The 16,469-nt window shown below is 66.6% G+C and carries 14 protein-coding genes; 7 read left to right on the top strand and 7 right to left on the bottom strand.

Annotation, left to right across the window (positions count from 1 at the left end; translation table 11 throughout):
• Positions 1 to 2: 2 nt before the first annotated feature.
• From JMJ54_RS11145 to JMJ54_RS11135, 3 genes are read right to left on the bottom strand one after another with little or no spacing between them, the layout of a single operon-like run.
• Positions 3 to 1,241: an AmpG family muropeptide MFS transporter gene (locus JMJ54_RS11145; protein ID WP_203538637.1), complete on the bottom strand. Its 1,239-nt coding sequence runs from the start codon at positions 1,239 to 1,241 to the stop codon at positions 3 to 5.
• A gap of 36 nt (positions 1,242 to 1,277) precedes the next feature.
• On the bottom strand, positions 1,278 to 1,559 hold the full coding sequence (locus JMJ54_RS11140) for a hypothetical protein (protein ID WP_203538636.1): 282 nt from the start codon (positions 1,557 to 1,559) through the stop codon (positions 1,278 to 1,280).
• A gap of 42 nt (positions 1,560 to 1,601) precedes the next feature.
• Complete coding sequence (locus JMJ54_RS11135) at positions 1,602 to 2,378, bottom strand: exodeoxyribonuclease III (protein WP_203538635.1); 777 nt, start codon at positions 2,376 to 2,378, stop codon at positions 1,602 to 1,604.
• A gap of 147 nt (positions 2,379 to 2,525) precedes the next feature.
• On the opposite strand from JMJ54_RS11135, the gene pyrE reads away from it, so the two are divergent.
• From pyrE to ppgK, 3 genes are all read left to right on the top strand, one after another.
• Positions 2,526 to 3,167, top strand: a complete 642-nt coding sequence (pyrE, locus tag JMJ54_RS11130) for an orotate phosphoribosyltransferase (RefSeq protein WP_203538634.1) — start codon at positions 2,526 to 2,528, stop codon at positions 3,165 to 3,167.
• 54 nt (positions 3,168 to 3,221) lie between these two features.
• Positions 3,222 to 3,803 carry a DUF4124 domain-containing protein gene (locus tag JMJ54_RS11125; RefSeq protein WP_203538633.1) on the top strand — a complete coding sequence of 194 codons (582 nt, stop codon included), beginning with the start codon at positions 3,222 to 3,224 and terminating at the stop codon, positions 3,801 to 3,803.
• 85 nt (positions 3,804 to 3,888) lie between these two features.
• Complete coding sequence (ppgK, locus tag JMJ54_RS11120; RefSeq protein WP_239000042.1) at positions 3,889 to 4,674, top strand: polyphosphate--glucose phosphotransferase; 786 nt, start codon at positions 3,889 to 3,891, stop codon at positions 4,672 to 4,674.
• A gap of 60 nt (positions 4,675 to 4,734) precedes the next feature.
• Here the strand turns inward: ppgK and JMJ54_RS11115 are convergent, their stop codons facing one another.
• Genes JMJ54_RS11115 through bcsA form a run of 4 tightly spaced genes read right to left on the bottom strand, consistent with a single transcriptional unit; the run spans position 4,735 to position 11,958 of the window.
• Positions 4,735 to 6,453, bottom strand: coding sequence for an SPOR domain-containing protein (locus JMJ54_RS11115; protein WP_203538632.1), 1,719 nt, complete (start codon positions 6,451 to 6,453; stop codon positions 4,735 to 4,737).
• Complete coding sequence (locus JMJ54_RS11110; RefSeq protein ID WP_203538631.1) at positions 6,450 to 7,445, bottom strand: family 8 glycosyl hydrolase; 996 nt, start codon at positions 7,443 to 7,445, stop codon at positions 6,450 to 6,452. Before JMJ54_RS11110 ends, JMJ54_RS11115 begins: the two co-directional genes overlap by 4 nt.
• Positions 7,442 to 9,661 (bottom strand): cellulose biosynthesis cyclic di-GMP-binding regulatory protein BcsB, encoded by a 2,220-nt coding sequence (locus tag JMJ54_RS11105; protein WP_203538630.1) that lies wholly within the window; start codon positions 9,659 to 9,661, stop codon positions 7,442 to 7,444. Before JMJ54_RS11105 ends, JMJ54_RS11110 begins: the two co-directional genes overlap by 4 nt.
• A complete protein-coding gene (bcsA, locus tag JMJ54_RS11100) occupies positions 9,661 to 11,958 on the bottom strand; it encodes a UDP-forming cellulose synthase catalytic subunit (RefSeq protein ID WP_203538629.1) in 2,298 nt (765 codons plus the stop codon). Before bcsA ends, JMJ54_RS11105 begins: the two co-directional genes overlap by 1 nt.
• A gap of 244 nt (positions 11,959 to 12,202) precedes the next feature.
• On the opposite strand from bcsA, the gene mnmG reads away from it, so the two are divergent.
• The 4 genes from mnmG to JMJ54_RS11080 are packed head-to-tail and all read left to right on the top strand — an operon-like array spanning position 12,203 to position 16,446.
• Positions 12,203 to 14,104: a tRNA uridine-5-carboxymethylaminomethyl(34) synthesis enzyme MnmG gene (gene mnmG, locus JMJ54_RS11095; protein ID WP_203538628.1), complete on the top strand. Its 1,902-nt coding sequence runs from the start codon at positions 12,203 to 12,205 to the stop codon at positions 14,102 to 14,104.
• A gap of 7 nt (positions 14,105 to 14,111) precedes the next feature.
• Complete coding sequence (rsmG, locus tag JMJ54_RS11090; RefSeq protein ID WP_203538627.1) at positions 14,112 to 14,762, top strand: 16S rRNA (guanine(527)-N(7))-methyltransferase RsmG; 651 nt, start codon at positions 14,112 to 14,114, stop codon at positions 14,760 to 14,762.
• A 20-nt stretch (positions 14,763 to 14,782) separates the two neighbouring features.
• Positions 14,783 to 15,568, top strand: a complete 786-nt coding sequence (locus tag JMJ54_RS11085; protein ID WP_203538626.1) for a ParA family protein — start codon at positions 14,783 to 14,785, stop codon at positions 15,566 to 15,568.
• Between the two features lie 26 nt (positions 15,569 to 15,594).
• On the top strand, positions 15,595 to 16,446 hold the full coding sequence (locus tag JMJ54_RS11080; RefSeq protein WP_203538625.1) for a ParB/RepB/Spo0J family partition protein: 852 nt from the start codon (positions 15,595 to 15,597) through the stop codon (positions 16,444 to 16,446).
• The last annotated feature ends 23 nt before the right edge of the window (positions 16,447 to 16,469 follow it).

Genomic DNA, 16,469 nt, shown 5'->3' with positions numbered 1-16,469 from the left:
GATCAGTTGACGTCGAGTTCGCGGATGCGCGCGCGCATCGCCCAGACAAGCAGTACGCCCGGCACGCCGGCGGCGACCGAGAACACGAAGAAATCGGCCCAGCCCAGCTGCGCGACCAGATAGCCGGCCGCCGGGCCGACGTAGACGCGACCGAATGCAGCCAGCGCCGACAGCAGCGCGTACTGCGTCGCGGTGAAGCGCGGATTGCACAGGCTCATCAGCAGCGCGACTGCCGCCGTCGTGCCCATGCCGCCGGCGAGGTTCTCGAAGGCGATTGCGGCGAACAGCAGCGTGTGGTCGGGCGCGCCGGCCTGGGCGATGAACCAGTGGCCGGCGTTGGTCAGCGCCTGCAGCACGCCGAAAACCAGCAGCGAGCGGTACAGGCCGAGCCTGACCATCCACGCGGCGCCGAGAAAACCGCCGACGATGGTCGCGATCAGCCCGAACACCTTGTTGGCCTCGCCGATGATCGCCTTGCTGTAACCCATGTCGAGCAGGAATTTGGTCGACAGCGAACCGGCGAACGCGTCGGACAGTTTGTAGGCAATCACCAGCGCCAGCAGCAGCCAGGCGCCACGGCGCGAGAAGAATTCCTTCCACGGCTCGACCACGGCTTCCTGCAGCGACTTCGGCGGGCGCGCGTCGGTCTGCGGCTCGGGCGAGAAGAAGGTGAACACCGCCAGCAGCGCGACAATCGCCGCCATCAGCCAGTAGGTCTGCTGCCAGTTGAACACGGTATCGGCCAGGATCAGCGCGCCGGCGCCGCTGGTCAGCATCGCCATCCGGTAGCCGAACACGCCGACGGCCGCCGCCGCGCCGCGCTCCTCGTGGTGGACCAGTTCGGTGCGGTAGGCATCGATCGCAATGTCCTGCGTCGCCGAGAAGAACGCCACCAAGAGCGCCAGCACCGCATAGGTCATCAGGTGCTCGGCCGGATTCAGCCCGCCCATCGTCGCGATCACTGCCGCGAGCAAGAGCTGCATCAGCATCATCCAGCCACGACGCCGGCCCGGCGGGATCGGAAAGCGGTCGAGCAGCGGCGACCAGAGGAATTTCCACGTGTACGGCTGGCCGACGAGGGTGAACCAGCCGATGGTCTTGACGTCGAGCCCGGCGTCCGAGAGCACCGCCTGCAGGGTCGAGCCGGTCAGCGCCAGCGGCAGCCCCGACGCGAAGCCGATGAACATCGCTGCGGCGATGCGGCGGTTGGTAAAGACTGCAAAGTAGTCGCGGAAGGGCATGGTGCAGGGATGAGTTCGAGGGCTTTTCTTGTGGGGTCAGTCGTCGCTCGAAGCAGATGACTGGAGCGGGTGATTTGGCACTATGCGCTTTGCGAGAGCCATTACCAAGTGTTCGCTGCCGTGGAGGGAAAGGCCTACATAGGTCTCGAAAACTGCTTCAAGGTGTCCGCAGGGGATTGTGATTTTGTAGCGGATCACTTCTTGTGACCCACCTAAGGTCCAATCGGATTTATCGATCGAACCGCCCAGCGCACGCACTTCATTTTCGAGTTGCAAAACAAGCAACTCGTCGTATTCGTTCCCCAGTACGACATTCATCATATCGGTCCGATTTCCATTCGCCGTCTTGCCGCTGCAAATTCAGAACGGGTAGTCGTAATCGATGACGAGCGGTGCGTGGTCCGAGAACTTGACGTCCTTGTAGACGAAACCGGATTTCGCGGTCGCCGCCAGTGCCGGTGTGGCGACGTGGTAGTCGATGCGCCAGCCGACATCCTTGGCGTAGGCCTGGCCGCGGTTGCTCCACCACGTGTAGCCGGCGACATCCGGGTAGAGCGTGCGCCAGACGTCGACGAGCTTCAGTTTGCTGAAGACTTCGCCGATCCACTTCCGTTCCTCGGGCAGGAAGCCCGAGTTCTTCAGGTTGCCCTTCCAGTTCTTCAGGTCGATCTCGTTGTGGGCGATGTTCCAGTCGCCGAGCACGACGACGTCGCGGCCGGAGGCGGCCAGTTGCGCCAGATGCGGCCAGAATTTGGCCATGAAATCGAACTTCACCTGCTGGCGTTCTTCCGAGCTGGAGCCGGACGGCAGGTAGAGCGAGATCACCGACAGATTGCCCCAGCGCGCTTCAAGATAGCGGCCCTCGGCGTCGAACTCGGCGATGCCCAGGCCTTCGATCACCTCGTCCGGCTGGCGGCGGCAATACAGGCCGACGCCGCTGTAACCTTTCTTTTCGGCGTAATGAAAGAAGCCCAGATAGCCGTCGGGCGCGCGCATTGCGTCGGAGAGGTCGGCCGCCTGCGCCTTCAGTTCCTGCAGCGCGACGACGTCGGCGTCCGATTCGCGGCTCAGCCAGTCGAGAAAGCCCTTGGTGGTGGCAGAACGGATGCCGTTGAGGTTGGCGCTGACGATACGCATTGCTGCTCCTTGGGCTGGACGCGCAGGCCGGCTTGACCCGCGTGATATGCTGTTTTTCGTCACACGGCACCGAAAATGGTCAGCTTTTTACTTACAAGTGGCTGAACAATATGTGGCCGTATTAACATCTGAATCAGGAGTAAAGCCATGTCCGATTTCCGCCGGGAATTCATCGAGTTCGCCGTGGCACAGAACGTGCTTTTGTTTGGCGAGTTTATCACCAAAGCCGGGCGCACCTCGCCGTACTTCTTCAACGCGGGGCTGTTCAGCGATGGTGCATCGGTGGGCGAACTGGCGCGCTGCTACGCGCAGGCCACGCTGGCTTCGAAGGTCGAATTCGACGTGCTGTTCGGGCCGGCCTACAAGGGCATCGTGCTGGCGGCGGCGACGGCGGTCAAGCTGGCCGAGGCCGGTCACAACGTGCCGTTCGCGTTCAACCGCAAGGAAGCCAAGGACCACGGCGAAGGTGGCGTGCTGGTCGGCGCGCCGCTGAAGGGCCGGGTGCTGATTATTGACGATGTGATTTCCGCTGGCACCAGCGTGCGCGAATCGGTGAACCTGATCCGCGCCCAGGGTGCAGAGCCGGCTGGCGTGCTGATCGCGCTGGACCGGATGGAACGCGGTACCGGTGCGTTGTCGGCGGTGCAGGAAGTGGAACAGCAGTTCGGCATTCCGGTGATCCCGATTGCGACGCTGAACGATCTGGTGGGTTATCTGGAAAACGGTGAAGACATGGCCGACAAACTGGCCCGTGTCCGCGACTACCGCGCCCAGTACGGCATTGCATAAGGATCTGCGAACATGCAGGCGGCCGGGGCGCGCATAACGACAAGAGGGTGAGTGATGCGTGGGGTGGTTCTGGGATTGATGCTGGTGGCGCTGTCGGCTCAGGCGGCGCCGTTGTACCGCTGGATCGACGAGAGCGGCAACGTGCAGTTCAGCGACAAGCCGCCAGCCAATGCGCCCAAAAGCGGCGTGTCCGAGCTCGACAAGCGCGGCATGGTCAAGCGCGCGCCCGAGAAGGCGATGAGCGACGACGAGCGCGCGCGCCAGCAGATGGAGGCGCAGCAGCGCAAGGACGCGCAGCGCCGCGACAAGGCGCTGCTGCAGTCGTTCTCGAAGCCCGAGGAGATCGACCTGCTGCGTGACCGGCAGGTCGAGGCGCTGCAGGGCGGCCTGCAGACCAACAAGCTGCGCCGCCAGAACGTCGAACAGCGTCTGGCACGCCAGCAGCAGCAGCAGCAACGGCTGCTCAAGGCGAAAAAGGTCGTGCCGGCCGATCTCGATACCGATATCGCGATCAGCCAGAAGGAGCTGGCGGACCTCGACACCGACTCCAAGGCCAAGCTGGCCGATATCGATGCGGTAAAGCGCCGCGCCGACGCCGACAAGAAGCGGCTGGCCGAACTGCGCGGTCCGAATTGATCCAGCGCAGCAGGATGAAAACCCCGGCTTGACATTGCGGCGCCCGGCGGCGATCTTCGCGCGATCGACAGACGAGGACGAAGGCATGGAGCGCATGGCAACGGTAGCGGGAACGGTGCTGGGTATCGATATCGGCGGTACCGGCATCAAGGGTGCGCCGGTCAACGTCCTGACGGGCGAACTGCTGGCCGAGCGCCACAAGATCGACACGCCGCAACCGTCCACGCCCGAAGCCGTCGGCAAGGTCGTGCGCGAACTGGTCGAACATTTCGGCTGGACCGGCCCGATCGGCTGTACCTTCCCGGCCATCGTCCACAACGGCGTGACGCTGTCGGCGGCCAATGTCGACCGGACCTGGCTCAATGCCCCGGCCGAGCGCATCCTCGCCGACGCGACCGGCCTGCCGCTGACGCTGGTCAACGATGCCGATGCCGCGGGTCTGGCCGAAGCGCAGTTCGGTGCTGCGCACGGTCGCGGCGGCAAGGTCGTCGTCATTACCCTCGGCACCGGCATCGGCTCGGCGCTGATCGTCGACGGCCGGCTGATCCGCAACACCGAGTTCGGCCACCTGATCTTCCCGAAGGACGCCATCGCCGAAAAGTACTGCTCGGCCAAGGCCAAGGAAGACCTTGAGCTGAAGTGGAAGGACTACACGCCGCGGCTCAACGCCTACCTGCAGCATCTGGACCTGCTGCTGTCACCGGATCTGGTGATCATCGGCGGCGGCATCAGCCGCAAGCACGAGAAGTTCATTCCCGACCTGAGCGGCCTGCGCTATGAAGTCGTACCGGCCACACTGCAGAACAACGCCGGCATCGTCGGCGCGGCGGTCGAAGCAGCGCGCTGCGCGGCACTGACCTCCGGCGGTTGATGCAGGGAGGCGAAACGCGCCTCCACACCATCAATTCCAAGGCGGGCCCGCAGGCGGACGTCAGCGCCCCTGCACGCGCCGGGTAGCCATGGTGCCGTCGATTTCGCGCAGCGGCCCGCCAAGCTCGCGGGCCCTGGCGCGCAATTCTCCCGGCGGCAGGCTCAGCGCCAGCCCTTCGGCACTGGCAGCATCGCGGTCGCGGCGGTACAGCGTTTCGAATGCCGCTGCCGCGCCGGCGAGATCGCCAAGGCCGTACAGGTTCCACGCGGCCAGTGTCGCGCTCTGTTCGTCCGGAATGCCGAAGGCGCGGGCGCGGGCCAGCTCGGTCTGGCTGTCGGTGAAGCGCCGTTCGGCGTTGGCCACGCCGGCACGCTCGAACGCCAGCTGGCCGCGCAGGCCGTCGCTGCGCGGGTCGGCGGCGAGCGCCGGGTCAGCCAGCAGTGCCTCGACCGCGTCGCTGCGACCCTGCCGCTGTGCGACCAGCGCCAGACCGTAGCGCGGCTCGCCGCGGGCATCGCCGGAATCGATCGCCAGCCCGAACCAGTCCTGTGCCACCGCATCGTCTCCCGCATTGAATGCCGCCCAGCCGGCGAGCACCGCACCGTTCGCATCAGCGCGCTGGCGGATCGCGTCGGCCAGCGGTGCCGGCAGCGGCTGCCCACTGTCGGCCCAGGCCGCCAGCTGACGCTGGTAACGCAGGGTCCGGAACGCCTGCTCGCTGTCGGCGTCGCGGCGGCCGTCGCGGGCCTCGATCCCGACCAGCGTCTCGACCTGTGCCGGCGTGAACAGCGTCTCGGCCTTCTGCAGGCTGGTGATGCGGACATGCGCCGGCTGACAGCTGGGGAAAAGCGGCCGGTACAGTGCCCATGCGCGCTCCGGTTCGCCCTGTGCTGCGTAGGTGTCGGCGATGCGCCACAGCACGTCGATGCGTCCGCAGCCGGCCAGTGACGGCCGGGTGGCGACAAGCGCCAGCAGCCGGGCAGTATCGGGATCATTCAGCGCGGCCTGCAGTGCGAGTTCGTCGCCGCGCCGCTGGCGTTCGTCGCGCAAGGCGGGAGTCGGTTGCCAGTCCGGCGTCCGGCGCAGGCGGGCGTCGTACTCGGCCAGCCGGCCGGCATGCAGCAATGCCCACAACGGGCGCTCGTCGACCGGGGCTACCGCGGTGCGCGGTACCTTGACGGCGGCCGGCGGCGTCGTCGCCACGGGTGGGGCCACGGGGCCGGGCTGTAGCGGTTTGCGCAGTGCGGCCTGTTCGGCGTACGCGATCTCGGCGGCATTGCCGCGCTGGCGGACGCCGGCGTCCTGCGGCGCCTGCCGCTGCCGCAACACATTGGCCTGCGCCATGCTGCTGCCCGACTGCGACTGCGACTGCGACTGCGACTGCGACTGCGACTGCGACTGCGACTGCGACTGCGACTGCGACTGCGACTGCGACTGCGACCGCGACTGCGACTGGGCGGACGCCACCGCATCGGGCCGGTACACGGCAATGCGGACGAAGGCCTGCGGATAGCGCGAACGCAGTCCGGCCAGTGCGCGACCGGCGTCGGCCGGGTCGGACCAGAAGCCGGCGCGCAGCACATAGAACTCGCCACGGCGTTCGACGCGGACATGCGGCAGATGGCCGAGCGTGGCCTGCGCCGCCTGCAGCGCTTCGGGCCGGGGCGACGACAGCAGCTGGATCGCGTAATAGTCGCGACCCTGCTGCGGCGTTTCGGCGTGGCTGGCGGCGGCCGACAGCGCCAGCAGCGCCAGTGTGATCCGCATTCCGGCGTTCATCGCCGTGCCTCGCGCGCCGCCTGCCGGCTCAGCAGGTCGAGCACTGCCGGATAGTAATCGCGGTTGTCGCCGTCGCCGAAGCGTACCGTGCCGCCCGCCTGCCGCTGCCGGACCAGCGCGACGATGGTGTACAGGCCGGGCTGGGCGCTGTCCGGGTCGATGGCGTTGGTGGCCAGATCGGTCCACGCCGGCAGCCGTTCGGGATTGGTGTCCCAGTAGGCGAGGAAGGGGGCGATACGCTCGGGCGTGTCGAGCCCGGCCCACGCCAGATACAACGGTACGCGCAGCGCGTTGTAGCCGTACTGGTGCGACATCGCCGGGGCGAGCGTGTCGCCGACCTGCAGCCAGTCCGGCGGCAGCTGCCACTGGCCGAAGCGGCCGGCGGCGAGCAGCGCCAGCCCGCTCTGGCGCAGTTCGGCCCACACCGGCGCACGGTCGGCGCGGGCGAATTCGGCAAAGGCCGGGAACAGCCAGTACGACGGATTGACGATGGGGCCGGCAGGCTTGTCGAAGCCTTTTTCGGCCGGCATCAGCAGCGGGCCGAAGCGCGACGGCTTGATCAGTTTGCCGCGCACGTCGGCGAGGATTTTCAGTGCCTCGGCGCGGTAGGCCGGCTGCTGCCAGCGTTGCGCGCCGCGCAGCAGCGCCCAGGCGATCAGCAGGTCGCCGTCGCTGGCGTTGTTGCGGTCGCCGATCTTGCCGCCGTCGGCGTCGGGCTTCCACTGCCATGAAAACAGCGCGTCGCCGCGCGTCTGCAGCCGGCTGCGCGTCCATGCCCAGACGCGCCCGAAGGTGGCACGGTCGTTCTGGGCCACCGCCAGCAGCAGCGTGTAGCCCTGGCCCTCGCTGTGGCTGATGCCGCCGTTGCCGGTATCGATCACCCGGCCGTCGGCGGCGACGAAACGGCTGACGAAATCGTCCCAGCGCGCGTCACCGGCATGGCCGGCGACGGGCAGCAGCAGGGCCAGTGCGAGCAGCCAGCGGCGGATCACTGTTCTTCCTCGACGCCGGTGTGGTGGCGCAGGTAGAAGCGGCGCAGCAGCTTGACGGTCACCAGCGCAAGCAGGCCGACGAGCGTCAGCGTCAGTGCCAGCCACACCAGCGGGTGCTGCGAGAACGCATAGCCGATCCGCCCGGTGACGCCGATGCTGCCGGCGTCGTACTGCGCGCCGACGCGCTGGCTGACGATGCCGGTCTCGCCGATGCGCAGCAGGCTGACATCGTCGCCGAGCCGGTCCCAGTTGGCCGGTTCGATCAGTTCGGCGCTGCCGCGGGCGAGGTCGGCCGGGCTGCCGGCGACGAAGACCGTCACGGTGCGATCGCCGTCGAGCGGCGAACGGTACTGCATCGCCAGCAGCTGGCCGGCCAGCGTCGCATCGGCCCTGACCTCGGTGTTGGCGATGGTTGCCGCCTCGGCGGTGCGGCCGCCGCTGAGCCGTACCCACTGCCGGCTCCACCAGCCCGCGCCCTGTGCGGTGTCGACGACCGGCTGGGTGAACTGCATCGGCCGGCCCGGCTGCCACGGCGCGCCTTCGAGCAGCGCAGCCGGTGGCCGGCTGCCGACGACCAGCAGGTGGCGGTCGGCCGGTGGCGCGTCGAAGCCGATGGCGGCGGCAGACAGCGGCAGGCCGTGCTTCTGCGCCAGTTTGCCGAGCAGCGTCCATGCCGCGGCGATGCTGTCGCTGCTGCGCTCGGTGACCTGCACGCCGAGGTCGGCACCGTCGGCCTGCACCGCGTACGGGAAGGCGGTGGCGGCCAGCCGGTTCAGGTCGGGCAGGCGGGCGAAGTGCGACACCTTCGGCAAGGTCAGCGTACTGTCGTCGAAAACCGTCAGCTGCAGGTTTTCGGTCTGGTAGAGCTGGCAGCTGCCGGTGACCAGCGGCGTCATCCGCGGCTGGAAGGCGATCGTGTTGTCGCCGGGGCGGAAGGCGCGCAGCGGGATTTCCAGCTTGTAGCGCTCGACGAGGCCGCCCTTGTCCTGATCGAGCGGAATCACCTGGACGAACTGGCCGTTGACCAGCACGTTCAGTACCGAATCGGCGCGCAGCTTGGCGCCGACGGCGTAGTTGAGCGCGATGCCGACGGTGCTGTTTTCCGGGCTGTACAGGTCCGGTGGCAGGCGCAGCGTGGTTTCGATGGCTTCGGGCGACATGCCCTTGACGTTGCGGGTGCGGAAGCCCAGTTCGCGCAGCGTGTAGCTGCCCGGCGCGGCCAGCAGGCCGGCGTACGGCGCGAGCTTCGGCAGCGCGAGGCCAGTGACCGCCAGTTCGGCCTGACGCGGCAGATGCTGGCCGGCGAAGGCGGCGACGGCCTTGCCGACTTCGGCGGCGTCGCGACCGGTCGCGATCAGCAGCACCCGGCGCGCGTCGCCCGGCAGCGGATAGACGCCGAGGAAGCCCGACTTCACCTTCGCAGCGAGCGCGGGGTCCAGGTAGGGTTTCAGCTGCGCCAGCGTGCCGACCAGCATCGCGTCGCCGTTGCCGAGGACTGCCGGGTCCAGCCCCGGAACCGGGCCTTCGCCGTGCCCGGCCGCAACCGCGCGGTGCTGCACGGCGAGCGGCTGGTAACGCAGGCGGAGTGCGGAGCCCTGCGTCAGCTGCGCGCCCCAGCCGAGTTCGTTGGCACCGGGCTGCGCCGCGGTGACGACGGTCAGCCGGCGGTCGTGCCACTGCGCCGGATCGAACACGGCGTCGAGCCGGTCGAGCGTCGGTGCCTGCGCCTGCAGTTCGGTGTCGATCCGCAATGTCGACTGCTGGACGTCGATCTCGCTCCACAGCTCGGGCGCCGACGGGTCTTCGCACTGCAGCGTGTAATGCTGCGCGGCGGCGAAGGTCAGCCGGTTGTAGCCGGGCTTGAGCTGCGCCAGCGGCAGGCGGATGTCGGCGACGATTTCGGGCTGTTTCGGCGACAGTGGCAGCTGCGCGATCACCCGGTCGTTGAGCTGGACGACGAGTTGCGAGCGCTCGCCGAGCAGCGCGGTCGAGTTGGTCGCGACCAGATGCAAGGTTGCGCTCTTGACCGTTTCGCGCGCGCCGAGCGGCAATGCCAGCGTCTGCTGGCCGGCGGCACCGTTGAGCCGCAAGGGCTGCGGGTCGCCGCTGAGCTCGGCCAGCGGCACGTCGCGGCCCTGCCGGCCGGTGTTGGCGAAAGCGCCGCTACAGGCCACCAGTAGTGCCAGCCACAGCCAGATCGTTCGGGTTGTTTTCATCATCCTGCCCATGCCCACTGCCAGATCCGTTGACCCCGCCGGCGGATGGCGCCGCCGACCGGGCAAAGCCGGCGCCACAGCGTGGTGCCGACGGTTTGCAAAATCGAAATGTAATGCGAGAACGCGTAGCGCACGCCGAGCTGCGCCAGCAGCCCCAGACTGGCGAAAATGCCGATCTTGCGGGCGCGCTGCCGGCGGTAGTCCTGCCAGCGCTGGCTGTCGCCGTGGACCAGAGCGACGACCTCGGCGACCTGCGCGACCGCGACATCCGCGAATTCGATGCCCAGCGTGTGCAGCCGGTCGTCGAGCGGTCGCGCATTGTGGATCCGGGCCGACAGGTGCGTGTAGCGCTTCAGCGCCGGGTTGTAGATCGCGATCACCGCGCGGTCGCTGTCCGCTTGCTGGTCGCCAAAACCGGCCGGCAGCAGCGCGCTCGGGACCAGCAGCCGGGCGCCGCTGGCCGACAGGTCGTCGACCCGGCAGGGCAGGTGGGCGCCGCTGCCGAACAGGATCAGTTCGGCGTCGAGGTCGGCCGGCATGCGCGGGTTGGCGCGGCGCTGGCGCCGTTCGAACAGCGCGCCGATCGCCGCGTTCAGCAGCAGCAGGTTCAGCGTGTTCCACGCCAGCGTCACCAGCACGATATCGCGTTCGAGCGGGTCGTGGATGAAGCGCCAGATGCCGACGCCCATGCCGACGACCACGGCGAGGTAGACGAGGTAGAACGGCATCGACAGCTGCGAGATGAAATCCTCGTCGAGGTGCTCGCCCTTCGGGGTGACCTGGAAGGTCGGCGCGCGCGGATTGCGGAACACCTTGAAGATCGCCGGCAGCGAGAACATCGACTGCAGCAGCTCGTACAGCTCTGACACGAAGGCCCAGCGCACCTTGCCGAACAGGTAGTCCGACACCAGCATCACGCCGATCACGTGCGGCAGCGCGTAGGCAAGGAAGTCGTCGAGCGTGGCGTTGTAGATGTGCAGCCCGAACAGCAGGAAGGCGAGCGGCGCCAGCAGGAACATCAGCCGCGCGTAGCCGAAGAACCAGAAGAAGGAACTGGAGAAGTAGCACAGCCGCTGCCACAGCTTCAGCCCCGGCACGCGCAGCGGGTTTTTCAGCAGGAAGATCTGCACCATGCCCTGCGCCCAGCGCACCCGCTGGGTGATGAAACCGGTGAAGGTCTCGGGCTGCAGCCCCGAAATCAGCGGCGTGCCGAGATAGACGCTCTTGTAGCCGCGCGCGTGCAGATCGAGCGCGGTTTCGGCGTCCTCGGTGATCGAGGTGCCGGCGATGCCGCCGACTTCCTCGAGGTAGCGCCGCCGCAAGACCGCCGCCGAACCGCAGAAGAACGCCGAGTTCCAGAAATCCAGCCCGTGCTGGATCACCGAGTAGAACATCTCGTTCTCGGACGGGATGCGGCCGAAGATGCGCAGGTTCTTCTCGATCGGGTCCGGGTTGATGAAGAAGTGCGGGGTCTGAACGAGGAAGAGCTTCTCGTCGCGCAGGAAGAAGCCGACCGTCTGCTCGAGGAAATCCACCGTGGGGACGTGGTCGGCGTCGAGGATGACGATCAGCTCGCCGTGCGACTCCTTCAGTGCGGCATTGATGTTGCCGGCCTTGGCGTGCTCGTTGCGCGCGCGGGAAATGTAGTGCGCGCCGTGGCGCTGGCACAGCTTGCGCAGCCACTTGTGGCGGGCGATCGCGTCGAGCGCCTTGGCTTCGTCGGCCTGATCGCGCTTCTGCACGGTGCCGCCGTCGTCGAGCAGGTAGACCCTGAGCTTGGCCGCCGGGTAGCGGATGTTCATCGCGGCACGGATCGTCACTTCGAGCAGTTCGGGCGATTCGTTGTAGGTCGGGATGTAGACGTCGACGGTCGGCAGCAGCGCCGGATCGTCGGGCAGCGGAACCGGCTTGCGCTTCAGCGGTCGGATGTTGACGAAGATGCCCAGCAGCGCGACGACGATGCCGTACAGCTCGGCGACGTACAGCAGCAGCGCCATCGTCGTGTCGAGCACGCCGTCGAGCACCAGCGTGTTGGTCGTGCGCCAGTACACGTAGCGCAGCGTCAGGAAGGCGGCGAGAAAAAGGAAGAATGCCCGGTAGCGTTCCGGATGACCCAGGCGCCGCAGGCCGAGCAGGAGCACGACGATCGCCACCGCCAGCCACAGCTGCGCGCGGGCGTCGACATTGGCGGCGACCAGCACGCCGCCGAGCGAGCACAGCCCGACCCAGACCCAGAGCAGGCCGCGGTTGCCGAGCGGGTCGAGCAGGGAGTGAATGCGGTTTGTAAGTATTTTCATTACAAAAACGGCGTGTTGTTATGCTAGCCGGGTATTCTGGCGGCGATGATAAATCAAAACCCTGATTTGTTGTGGTTTTCTGTATAAATACTTACTTATATTCTTTCTTTTTTCTTTCTTATCGGGCTGAGGCGTTGTCCGGCCGGTTTTTGAGGCTGCATGACGGGTCTGCCGGGCGGGCCTGCCCTAAGTGACTGTTCTCGCGTAGAATATTGCCCCCGTACCCCCGTCAGCGAGTCTCCCCATGCTTTATCCCACCCGTTACGACGTCATCGTCGTCGGCGGCGGCCACGCCGGCACCGAAGCCGCGCTCGCCAGCGCGCGCATGGGGCGCAAGACGCTGCTGCTGACGCACAATATCGAGACGCTGGGCCAGATGAGCTGCAACCCGTCGATCGGCGGCATCGGCAAGGGCCACCTCGTCAAGGAAGTCGACGCGCTCGGCGGCGCGATGGCGCTGGCGACCGACATGAGCGGCATCCAGTTCAAGACGCTGAACGCCAGCAAGGGTCCGGCGGTACGCGCGACCCGCGCGCAGGCCGACCGCGTCCGCTACAAGGCGGCCATCCGCCATACGCTGGAAAACCAGCCCAACCTCGACCTGTTCCAGCAGGAAGTCAGCGACCTGCTGCTCGATGGCGACCGGGTCACCGGCGCGGTGACGCAGATCGGCATCCGCTTCGAAGCCAGCGCGGTGGTACTGACCGCCGGCACCTTCCTCGGCGGCAAGATCCACGTCGGGCTGGAAAACCACGTCGGCGGCCGTGCCGGCGATCCGGCGTCGATCACGCTGTCGCACAAGCTGCGCGAACTGCAGCTGCCGGTCGGCCGGCTCAAGACCGGCACACCGCCGCGCATCGACGGCCGGACCATCGATTTCTCGAAGCTCGAAATCCAGCCCGGCGACACGCCCGAGCCGGTGTTCTCGAGCCGCGGCAATCTGGCCATGCATCCGCAACAGCTGCCGTGCTGGATCGCCCACACCAATCTGAAGACCCACGACATCCTGCGCAGCGGCTTCGACCGCAGCCCGATGTTCACCGGCAAGATCGAAGGCGTCGGTCCGCGCTACTGCCCGTCGGTCGAGGACAAGATCAACCGCTTTGCCGACAAGGACAGCCATCAGGTCTTCCTCGAGCCGGAAGGCCTTGATACGCACGAGTATTATCCGGGCGGGTTTTCGACCAGCCTGCCGTTCGACATCCAGATCGCCGCGCTGCAGTCGATGGTCGGGCTGGAAAACGCCCGCATCCTGCGTCCCGGCTACGCGATCGAGTACGACTACTTCGACCCGCGTGCGCTGAAGCAGTCGTTCGAAACCAAGGCGATCGCCGGGTTGTTCTTCGCCGGCCAGATCAACGGCACCACCGGCTACGAAGAGGCGGCGGCACAAGGGCTGTTCGCCGGATTGAACGCGGCGCTGTACGCCTGCGACGAAGCGCCGTGGACGCCGGGTCGCGACGAGGCCTATCTGGGCGTGCTGGTCGACGATCTGACCACGCTCGGTGTGACCGAGCCGTATCGGATGTTCACCAGCCGCGCCGAATTCCGGCTGCAGCTGCGTGAGGACAACGCCGACCTGCGCCTGACCGAGCACGGCCGCAAGCTGGGGCTGGTCGGTGACGAACAGTGGGCGCTGTTCTGCGCCAAGCGTGATGCCGTCGAGGCCGAGCTGCAGCGGCTGCGGTCGACCTGGGTCAATCCGCGCATTCTCGAAGCGGCCGAGGCAGAGCGTGTACTCGGCAAGGCGATCGAGCGCGAATACAACCTGGCCGACCTGCTGCGCCGGCCCGAAGTCAGCTTTGCCAGCCTGATGAGCCTTGAATGCGCGCAGCCGAAAGACGGTGGCGTGATCACCGATCCGCTCGTCGCCGAACAGGTCGAAATCCAGGTCAAGTATCAGGGCTATATCGAACGGCAACAGCACGAAGTCGCCAAACGCGATACCCTCGACGACGTGAAGCTACCGGCCGACCTCGACTACGCCACGGTCTCCGGGCTGTCGAAGGAAGTGCAGCAGAAGCTGACCCAACACCGTCCCGAAACGCTCGGCCAGGCCGGGCGGATTTCCGGTATTACTCCGGCAGCGATCGCGCTGCTGCTCGTGCACCTGAAGAAGCTCGCTGGCGCGAGCAAAGCCGCCTGAGACCATGATGATTGAAGCGCAAACCCTTGCCGATACGCTGTCGGCCGGCCTGAAGCAGCTTGGCCTGACGCTCGACCAGGCCCAGCAGGATCTGCTGCTCGGCTATGTCGGCCTGCTGGAAAAGTGGAACAAGACCTACAGTCTGACCGCGATCCGCGAGCCCGAACGGATGGTGCCGCACCACCTGCTCGATTCGCTCGCACCGTTGCCGCATTTCAAGGCTGCGACAGGCGCGCGCATCCTCGACGTCGGTTCGGGTTTCGGCACGCCGGGGATTCCGCTGGCGATCGCCCGGCCGGACTGGCAGCTGTTCCTGCTCGATTCGAACCACAAGAAAACGACCTTCCTGCGTCAGGCCATCGTCGACCTGAAGCTCGCCAACGTCACCGTCGTCACCGAACGTGTCGAATCGTTCCGCCCCGAGGCGCCGTTCGACGTGATCACCAGCCGCGCATTCTCGGATCTGGCCGAGTTCGTCAAGCTGACGCGCCACTTGCTGGCGCCAAGTGGCGAATGGGCCGCGCTCAAGGGTGTGTACCCGCATGAAGAAATCGCGCTGTTACCGGCCGACGTGAAGAGCGTGGCCGTCGATACCCTGAACGTGCCCGGCATCGATGCCGAGCGCCACCTGATCCACCTTGTGCTGAACGAGGGCTGATTTCGTATGAGGCATTCCGCATGAAGGTTCTGGCGATTGCGAACCAGAAGGGCGGCGTCGGCAAGACGACGACGTCGGTCAATCTGGCCGCGAGCCTTGCCCATCTGGAGAAGCGCGTCCTGCTGGTCGATCTCGACCCGCAGGCGAACGCGACGATGGGCGCCGGCATCGACAAGGCCAAGCTCAAGCACACGATCTACACGCTGCTGATCGGCGAATCGACGATCCGCGACACGATCGCGCATTCGGAATCAGGCCGTTTCGACGTGCTGCCGGCCAACCGTGAACTGGCGGGTGCCGAGGTCGAACTCGTCGATGCCGAGCACCGCGAGTCGCGGCTGAAGACGGCGCTGGCCGAGGTGGCCGGCGAGTACGATTTTGTCATTCTCGACTGTCCGCCGGCGCTGAATCTGCTGACGCTGAACGGCATGGTCGCCTGCGATTCGGTGATGATCCCGATGCAGTGCGAGTATTACGCGCTCGAGGGTCTCTCCGATCTGGTCAGCACACTCAGGCGCATCAAGCAGCAGCTGAACCGCAAGATCGAGATCGAAGGGCTGTTGCGGACGATGTACGACCCGCGCTCGACGCTGGCGCAACAGGTGTCCGACCAGCTGGTGAAGCATTTCACCAGCAAGCTGTATCACACGGTGATTCCGCGCAATATCCGGCTGGCCGAGGCGCCGAGCTACGGCCGGCCCATCCTCGCCTACGACAAGTCGTCGAAGGGCGCACAGGCATATTTGCAATTGGCCGAGGAATTGCTCGCGCGGCATAATGCCCTCGATCCGGCGCCTGCCCTCTAGGGCGCCATTCCTGCCGACGGGACGCAATGGTCAGTAAAAAATTCAAGGGCCTCGGTCGCGGCCTCGACGCGCTGATGGGTGACGCGGGCGCCAGCGAAACGCTGGCGACGTTGCCGATCGACAGCCTGCAGCCGGGCCGCTACCAGCCGCGCAAAATCATCGATGACGACGCCCTGCGGGAACTGGCCGACTCGATCCGTGCCCAAGGGCTGATGCAGCCGGTGCTGGTGCGTCCGGTCGACGGCGATGCGCTGGCCGAGCCGCGTTACGAAATCATTGCCGGCGAGCGCCGCTGGCGTGCGTGCCGGCTGGCGGGTCTGTCCGAAATCAGCGCACTGGTGCGCGAGGTCGGCGACGACGCCGCCGCCGCGATGGCGCTGATCGAAAACATCCAGCGCGAAGACCTGAATCCGCTTGAAGAGGCGCAGGGCCTGGCGCGGCTGATCGACGAATTCGGCATGACGCACGAGGCGGCGGCCGAGGCGGTCGGCAAATCGCGCGCCACGGTGAGCAATCTGCTGCGGCTGCTGCAATTGGCCGAGCCGGTGCAGAAACTTTTGCTCGATGGCGCGATCGATATGGGTCACGCCCGCGCGCTGTTGCCGCTGGAAGTGCTGACCCAGCTCGATGCGGCGCAGACCGTCGCGCTCAAGGGGCTGTCGGTTCGCGAAACCGAAGCCTTGGTGAAGCGTCTGATGGAGGGCGTGCGGGAAAAGCCGCAGCAGCGTCCGGATCCGGACGTGACGCGACTGGAAGAAGAGATTGCCGGCAAGCTTGGCGCCAAGGTGTCGATTCGCCAGGGCAAGAAGGGGGCAGGGCGGATCAGTATTGCCTACACCAGTCTCGACGAGCTGGATCGCTTGCTGCAGCGGTTCTGACCGTTGCACCAATGCAGTGCGCC

It is taken from the genome of Jeongeupia naejangsanensis, from assembly GCF_016865585.1.
GTDB classification, from domain to species: Bacteria; Pseudomonadota; Gammaproteobacteria; order Burkholderiales; family Chitinibacteraceae; genus Jeongeupia; species Jeongeupia naejangsanensis.
This window is presented reverse-complemented; position numbering and strand designations above follow the sequence as displayed.